Source organism: Zavarzinella formosa DSM 19928 (assembly GCF_000255705.1).
In the GTDB taxonomy this organism is placed as follows: Bacteria; Planctomycetota; Planctomycetia; order Gemmatales; family Gemmataceae; genus Zavarzinella; species Zavarzinella formosa.
Map to the genome: position 1 here is coordinate 1,944,565 of NZ_JH636439.1, position 7,287 is coordinate 1,951,851.

The window sequence follows — 7,287 nt, forward strand, 5'->3', positions numbered from 1 at the left end:
CAACCTGCGCAACACCCTCGCCCGGCTGCGAGGACTGATAGGCCAATGGGATGAGGTGGCTCCTGGTGCTGTCACACTGTCGCTTGGCCCACTGGCTGGGGTGCTGACCCCGGACGGGCGAGTGATGGCTTGCGACGCATTCTCCGGCGGTTCATGGTATGAGGTTACCATGGAGAAAGAGGCGTGCTTCTTGATTGCCTGCGGAGCGGACGACCAGGCTGCCCCCGAGTTGCTGAGCCTGCTGCCGCCACGACCGATGAGAGCAGTCGATTGCAAGTCGTGTGCCGGTACTGGTCGAGAGAGAGGCACCGGCTGGCCGTGCCTATTTTGCGGCAGCCTTGGATGGGTGCGTGGAAACGCCGAACCCGGCGGGCGTGTAGATTTTTCGTGATTCATCACACCCCGTCCGTTTTTGGAGATGCGGCAACGATTTGCGGTCACTCATTACCCCAACGGCCGCTGAAATCGCCTGTCAATTTCGACATGTTGCGACGCCAGATTGCCGTGAAAATACTCAAACAGTCAATCTTAAAGGTGGTTTTTCTTCTGGAATGGAAACGTGATGGCTGATCGCCGGTCAATCATCCTGTTCGTTCTCGGACCAGACGGAACGTTCCACGACAATGTTTAAGGCCTTGAGTTTGTTGCGGAGGCTTCCCCGTGTGATCCCGAGAATCCGGGCGGTCTGAACCTGATTGCCGGAAGTGTGCCGCATGACCCGAACCAGCAGTTCCCGCTCCATTATCTCCAGTGTTTGCGCGTAAAGCTCCTCGGAACCAGCCGCCAACTGCTTGGCCACGAACTGATCCCAATCAAAGTGTTCCCCGGCGGCGGCCTCTTCTCCAGCCGGGGCCGTCGTGAGCGATTCGGGCAAATCCCCGGCCAGCAACACTCCGCCTGAAGTATGCAAAATCGCTTGCTTGAGCGAACTTTGTAATTCGCGGATATTCCCCGGCCAGTGGTATCGGCGCAAGGCGTCCAACGCTTGGGGGGAAGTCGTCAGCGCCGGGCGGCCCAAGTCTCGCGCAAACCGCCGCATGTAATAATCAATCAACAGGGACAGGTCATCCCCCCGGTCCCGCAAGGCGGGAAGACGAATGGCAAACACATGGAGGCGGAAGTACAGATCTTTGCGGAACTGCCCCATTGTGGTGAGCTTTTCAAGATCGGCATTCGTGGCCGCGATCACCCGCACATCGGAATGAACCACCTCGTTGCCACCGACTCGCTCGAAGGTCTGGTTTTGTAACAGCCGGAGGATCTTCGCCTGGCTGATCGGCGACAGATCGCCAACCTCGTCGAGAAAAATCGTTCCACCGGAACATTGTTCAAACTTGCCAATGCGACGCCGCTCGGCCCCGGTGAATGCTCCCTTTTCATGCCCGAACAGTTCACTCTCCAAAAGCGTCTCGGGAATCGCGGCGCAATTGATGGCCAGAAACGGCTTCGCGGATCTTTTGGAGTGTTGGTAAATGGCCCGGGCCACCAGTTCCTTGCCGGTGCCGGATTCGCCAAGAATCAGCACAATTTCGTCTGTGGGGGCGACCCGGCCGATGGCTTTGTATACCTCCTGCATCAAGGGGCAACGGCCGACGAGGGCATCCGATTGATCGGCGGCATCCGATTCATCAGCGACCACCGCTGGAACGCTCATGAGGCGGCTGCTCTCGCAAGCCCGGCTCACCAACTCCCGCATCTGGTTCAAATCAAGAGGCTTGAGGAGATATTCAAACGCTCCCCGTTTCATGGCTTCGATGGCCAGATCGGTCGTGCCGTGCCCGGTGATCAGGATGACAGGAATCCGGGCATCAATGGCCCGAATCTGCTCGAACGTCTCCAAGCCCGTGGCATCCGGCAAGTGGACATCCAGCACGACGACATCGGGCCGAAATTCCCTGGCGGCACCCAATCCCTCGGCGGCCGTGCTGGCGACGTGTAACTGCAAGCCGGAATCGCGAAAGCCCCGACGGAAAGCGTGGAGGATGGATGGTTCGTCGTCGATGATTAACAGTGATGCCATGTCGCTTGTCGGGTGATGTCACTCACCCCTCCTCCCGCTTTTGGCCCGGCAGACACAGGGTGCAGGAAGCCCCGCCTTCCACCCGGTTGATGATTTCAAGCCGGCCGCCGTGTTCCTCGGCGATTCGACGGGAGATCACCAAGCCAAGGCCAAGTCCTGTCTTCTTCGTGCTCATAAACGGCTCGAACAGTCGCGGCAACACTTCATGAGCAATTCCGGGGCCAGTGTCGAAAACGGAAACTTCGACCTCCCGCGACAATCGCCGGACGACCACCTCCAGCAATCCTCCGGCGGGCATCGCATCCAGGGCGTTTAGACAAAGATTGACCAAGACTTGACGGATCTGTTCGCCATCGGCCTCAACGTTTTGCGGTCCCGGCAAGCATGTCAATTTCAATTCGACTCGCTGCTTGGCGGCGCGACCGCGAATGAGGTCCAACGTCTGCCTGGAGATTTCCACAAGGTTTTGCTCGCGGCGTTCCGGCTTGGGCAGTCTCGCAAAGTCGATGAAGACTTTCAGGGAACGCTCCATCCGCAAGACTTCTCGCTCGATCACCTCCAAGTCCTCGTCGGGCAGGCCCCCCCGGTCTTCGCGGCCGGATTGGACGAGCATTTTGATGCTCGTAAGCGGATTGCGAATCTCATGTGCGACCCCGGCGGCCAGTTGTCCGACGGCGGCCAGTTGTTCCGCCCGCAACACCTCGGACTCCCGTTGTTGATAATTGCGCACCATCTGCTCGATGCGGCCCATCAACTCTTGGAGTTGACCTTCCAGTTTGCCGAGATCGCCGATGCCTGTCAGCACGATCTCGGTCATCGCCGGGTCCAGTTTTCCGGCGGCGTCATGCAAGCCGACTTGAAGCCGCCGAATGGTCCGGCTCAAGCCGCGGGCCACGCCGAACCCCAGAAGCAACCCGCCGACCGCGCCGGTGCCCCCGACCATTCCCATGCCCCATGCCAGCCATCGAATCGATTGTCGGTGTTCTTCATCGGAACGATCAATCAGCAGCGTTTGATAATCCACCAGTTCCTGACAGCGAGGAAGCGTTTCGTGCTCCAAAAGTCGTTGTGTTTCCCGAAGGGCTTGCTCCCGGTCAACCCCCGCTTGATGGCTTCGATTCCAAAGCTCAAAGTAGCGGCGGCAACTCTCCAAGAATCGCTCGGCCGGTCCATGATCGGGCAGGCTTTCCGAATATTCCCGGATTTCCACAAGGTGCTTTTCGATTCGCTCGTGAATCTCCCGGATATGTTCCACATGATTTTTCAGAAGTCCCACCAAGTCGAGCAAGCTCTCCTGCGTGTCGGCGGCTGTCCGCCGATTGATGATATTCTGACGCAGTCCGGAACTGGTGATTTCTTGTTGTCGCAGAAGGAAAACAACGCCGTAGGCGCTTAACCCCAATAGCAACACACTGGTCAAGGCGACCGGCCAGAGGAATCGCATGCGATGATAGGAAACAGCCATTGTTCCAACACAAAATCGGTGAGAACTCTGAAGGCATTATCCGGAGTTGAAAGGATCAAGACGTTATTCCACATTTTCAGAGTTTGAATTGTGTCTCAAGTCGTCCGTGATACTCGCCCAAAGAAGTGCAAAAACAGGACGGCAAATTTGACCGGGTGCTATTCAAAGAATGTCAACGCCGCCTTTCTCACCGGCCTTGGCGTCTCGCAAATCGATTTTGACAACGGATGTCACGCCGGAGTGCGTTTCGAGCCACTGACCGTTCGGGTGGCGCCACAAAGGGAACTTTTCATCCTTGCCGCGCTTGGGTCGTTTCGCCATGATAATCGTCTCGGTTCAAACGGGTTGACGGCCGGAAGTTAGAAAAAACACGTGTTTGCGTGCGTTTCAATGTCTGCTGGTTGTCGTTCGATTGAGACAGGGTGTCCGAAATTGACCTAAGTTCTTACACTGTAAGTACTTGGAGGCGTAGCTCAGTCGGTAGAGCAACGGACTTTTAATCCGTTGGTCCTGGGTTCGAGTCCCAGCGCCTCCATCATTTAAACTCTCGTTTTTTCACAAAACCCCGTAAAAACACGGGGTTTTTTCATGCCCTGACTTTCCATTTTTGGTACAGAAAACCCATTTTGGTACAGAATTGGTACAGAAACCCCTTCCAGACGGGCGGGCAACCTCCTAACCGACACATATCCTCATGAACATTCAATCATCACTCACGAGGATTAAATGGGCAGACCCACAACACTCTCACGAGATGGCGACCGTTTCAAAGTACGCAAAGGTTGGAAAGTCGATGACGACAAGAAAAGCCCCGTAACTTTTTACCTCGGATACGAGGAACCAGATGCACGGTTACGCGCGGCAAGGCTGGAACTTCTTTGGAACTACGCAAGAGACAGGTTTCAGGGTTGGGAGGATGGAACGCTCCAGATTGCAAAGGCAATCGGCAAAGGCGACGAATCCGTGACGATGGTTCCGCCAAAGGATTTTCAGGATGGTGAGGCGCTGGTTCATTGGGTCAAAAGATTCCCCCCGGAAGACTTCGCCAGACTCATCACGGTTGTTCATCCTTCCATTCAACGGCAACTAGCCGAGTACAACGCCCAACGCCAGCAAGCCATCGACGAACAAAAGAAGCAACTCGAACAATTCATCAATGTCGGATATCCCAACCACGGGAACGCACCAGAGAAAACCGGCTACTTACTGGCTGACGCGGTTGCCCGATTCAAGAAAGAAGAAAACGAACGACTCCGGGAAAGCGAATGGAGCAAAACACAGGAACGCCATTTGGACTATGCCCTATCGTTCCTGACCAATGTTGAGGATGTGGGAGACCTGACAGCCGAAGCTATCCGGCAGGTGAACCAAACCATTGCCAGCCGCCCGCTAGCCAAGACCCGTCAAGCAAACCAGTCACCCCGCCCTATCTCGGAAGCATGGGCAAAACACTCTCGAAAGACTTTCAAAGCGTTCATCGAATGGCTGGACACCAGAGAAGACATCCCGTTTCAGAAACCCGTTCAACGCGAGTTTCGACCTGTCCGGGTGGTTAGGACGCAACGAGACCGCGCCAAGTCGATTGCCAGAGGACACATCGACCCTTTCACCACGGACGAACTACGGTTGATTTGGCGGTATGCCCGCCCACGCGAACGGGTTTACATGTTGCTCGCGTTGAACTGCGCCATGAAACACGCCGAAATCGTGAGTCTTCAACGCGAAGAAATCATGTTCCGGCAACATCATCCCCGGAAGCATGTCGTTACGGTCATTTCAGACGCGGGTGATTCATGGCTCATGCGGTTCCGTGGAAAATCAGAGGTGATGGCGGAATGGAAACTCTGGCGGATCACCGTAGAGGCGCTGGAATGGCATTTGAAACAAAACCCGGACAAAGAATCTCACACGGTCATCCAGAACAAAAACGGCTCACAAATGACCCGGAATCAAATCAGCAACAAATGGAACACGCTGATTAAACGCATCAGAAAGGATCATCCGAAGTTCCGTCACCGGAGTTTCAAGCATTTGGAGAAAACGGCGGCGACAGTCATTTTCAGCATGGCGGGCGGCGAGGTTTCATCAATGTTCATCTCTCATGGGGAACCGACGAAAGACCTTCTTTTGAAGCATTACGCCGAACTGCCTTGGGGAACGCTTCATTCAACGCTCTCCAATCTCGAAAAACGATGGACGGAGATTGACCCGGTTTTCACTGGTGTGGAAAACCCGTTTCCTGAAAAGGTCAAACAATCAGGACCAAACATCTCACAGGAACAGATTCGCCAGATCATCGAATTGGCGAAGCAAGGACTCAGCACGGTGAGAATTGCCGCAAGGCTGGGTTTGACTTGGGACACGGTTGACCGATGGCGAAAACGAGGAAACATCTGACCCACGCATAAATATTCTCGCCTCTGACTCTGAGGCGCTTCTTTTCATAGTTCTTCGGGTTACTGAAATTCCCCGATGTTCAATCCTCATACTCGTTGTGTGAGGATTTTTTACGCACACACACTACATAATATTGCCGGTTTACTCCCGGCGGTTTAAACCCACGATGAGAACCTAATCCATTCTCTCGTGGGTTTTTTATTTGCAGGCACACTAATTTAACACATGTGCAAAGCAGAGAAAAAATGTACCCATTGCAAGCGATTGCTGGAATTGAAGGATTTCCATCGTAAATCATCAACGAATGACGGTCACAGGTCTATTTGCAAAGAATGCAGGAAAACAAATCACAAAAATTTGATGGTGGAAAATTCAGAATACCGCAAAGCTCACCTGAAAAGACAGAGCAGATACACAGAGAAAAACAAAGAAATTGTGATGAGCAACTATAGCAATGGTGCGATGTGTTGCTCACATTGCGGATATGACAATATGCTCGCCTTGTCGATTGATCATGTAAATGGTGGTGGCTGCAAGCATCGGCAAGAAATTAATAAAAACTTCTATTCGTGGCTGAGGAAAAACGGCTTTCCTGAAGGCTACCAAGTCCTCTGCATGAACTGCCAGTTTGTGAAGCGGCATAAAAACAACGAATGGCATTGTAACAGATGACCATACACACATACCCAGCCGATGACTATCACCCACACTATCCCGACCTGCGCGGCGATTACATGGCGAGGCTGATGGCTCATTGTGTCCTCATTGCTGACACCAGACGACTAATGTTTGGAGGTGAGTAACTATCAGTATGAACCCATCAGACCCCAACGCACCACCAGCCAAACCCAAACGAACGCTTGGCAATAGCAGTCTTCAGATCATGTTCTCTTACTCAGCCCTTCGCAATGCCATTCAAAAGAAGTTCAATACTACCGATGAGCAAATGGCGGCGGCAGGCTTTGACATGACAGACGCAAGCGACAGGGAAGAGCGTGCCAAGTATCCAGATGCTTACATGATAGAACACCTGACACTCTGACCGAGGCGATAGCGTGACACTCTGAGGATGGCGAGGGCATACCGGTCAAATGTTAACGCGGTGTGGCTTCCGACCCACGGTTCCGCCGACAAAAAATCAAAACGGTTTTTATAGGGTTTATCCCTTCCCCGCCCTTCAATCCACAGCCCAATACAAGCGATTACAGCCCATTACAGCCCCTTTCTCAGATAGTTCAAATCACCCACGATTAAACAGCCTGTCTCTAACGCTAAATAATGCGCAATGAAAACGAAACTGTCTGGAGAGGCTGACGAATTCAATCGAGTCAATGCCCCGCTTTGCAAAGCCAATGGAACGCTAAATAGGTCCCGCCCTGCCCGAAAGTATCGGTGATTTTAGACA

6 protein-coding genes and 1 tRNA gene are annotated in these 7,287 nt (G+C 53.6%); 4 read left to right on the plus strand and 3 right to left on the minus strand.

Features of this window, described 5'->3' with window-relative positions:
• Positions 1 to 577 precede the first annotated feature (577 nt).
• From BGIM_RS0109225 to BGIM_RS62645, 3 genes are all read right to left on the minus strand, one after another.
• Positions 578 to 2,020 carry a sigma-54-dependent transcriptional regulator gene (locus BGIM_RS0109225; RefSeq protein ID WP_020469500.1) on the minus strand — a complete coding sequence of 481 codons (1,443 nt, stop codon included), beginning with the start codon at positions 2,018 to 2,020 and terminating at the stop codon, positions 578 to 580.
• A 22-nt stretch (positions 2,021 to 2,042) separates the two neighbouring features.
• Positions 2,043 to 3,485, minus strand: a complete 1,443-nt coding sequence (locus tag BGIM_RS66480; RefSeq protein ID WP_202947234.1) for a sensor histidine kinase — start codon at positions 3,483 to 3,485, stop codon at positions 2,043 to 2,045.
• Between the two features lie 162 nt (positions 3,486 to 3,647).
• Positions 3,648 to 3,806 carry a hypothetical protein gene (locus tag BGIM_RS62645; protein WP_020469502.1) on the minus strand — a complete coding sequence of 53 codons (159 nt, stop codon included), beginning with the start codon at positions 3,804 to 3,806 and terminating at the stop codon, positions 3,648 to 3,650.
• A 141-nt stretch (positions 3,807 to 3,947) separates the two neighbouring features.
• Between BGIM_RS62645 and BGIM_RS0109240 the strand changes: the two genes are divergently transcribed.
• From BGIM_RS0109240 to BGIM_RS49490, 4 genes are all read left to right on the plus strand, one after another.
• A tRNA-Lys gene (locus BGIM_RS0109240) sits at positions 3,948 to 4,020 on the plus strand.
• Positions 4,021 to 4,211: 191 nt separating this feature from the next.
• Complete coding sequence (locus tag BGIM_RS0109245; protein WP_020469503.1) at positions 4,212 to 5,882, plus strand: helix-turn-helix domain-containing protein; 1,671 nt, start codon at positions 4,212 to 4,214, stop codon at positions 5,880 to 5,882.
• A gap of 225 nt (positions 5,883 to 6,107) precedes the next feature.
• Positions 6,108 to 6,554, plus strand: a complete 447-nt coding sequence (locus tag BGIM_RS62650; RefSeq protein WP_157368697.1) for a hypothetical protein — start codon at positions 6,108 to 6,110, stop codon at positions 6,552 to 6,554.
• 139 nt (positions 6,555 to 6,693) lie between these two features.
• Positions 6,694 to 6,924 (plus strand): hypothetical protein, encoded by a 231-nt coding sequence (locus BGIM_RS49490; protein WP_020469504.1) that lies wholly within the window; start codon positions 6,694 to 6,696, stop codon positions 6,922 to 6,924.
• The last annotated feature ends 363 nt before the right edge of the window (positions 6,925 to 7,287 follow it).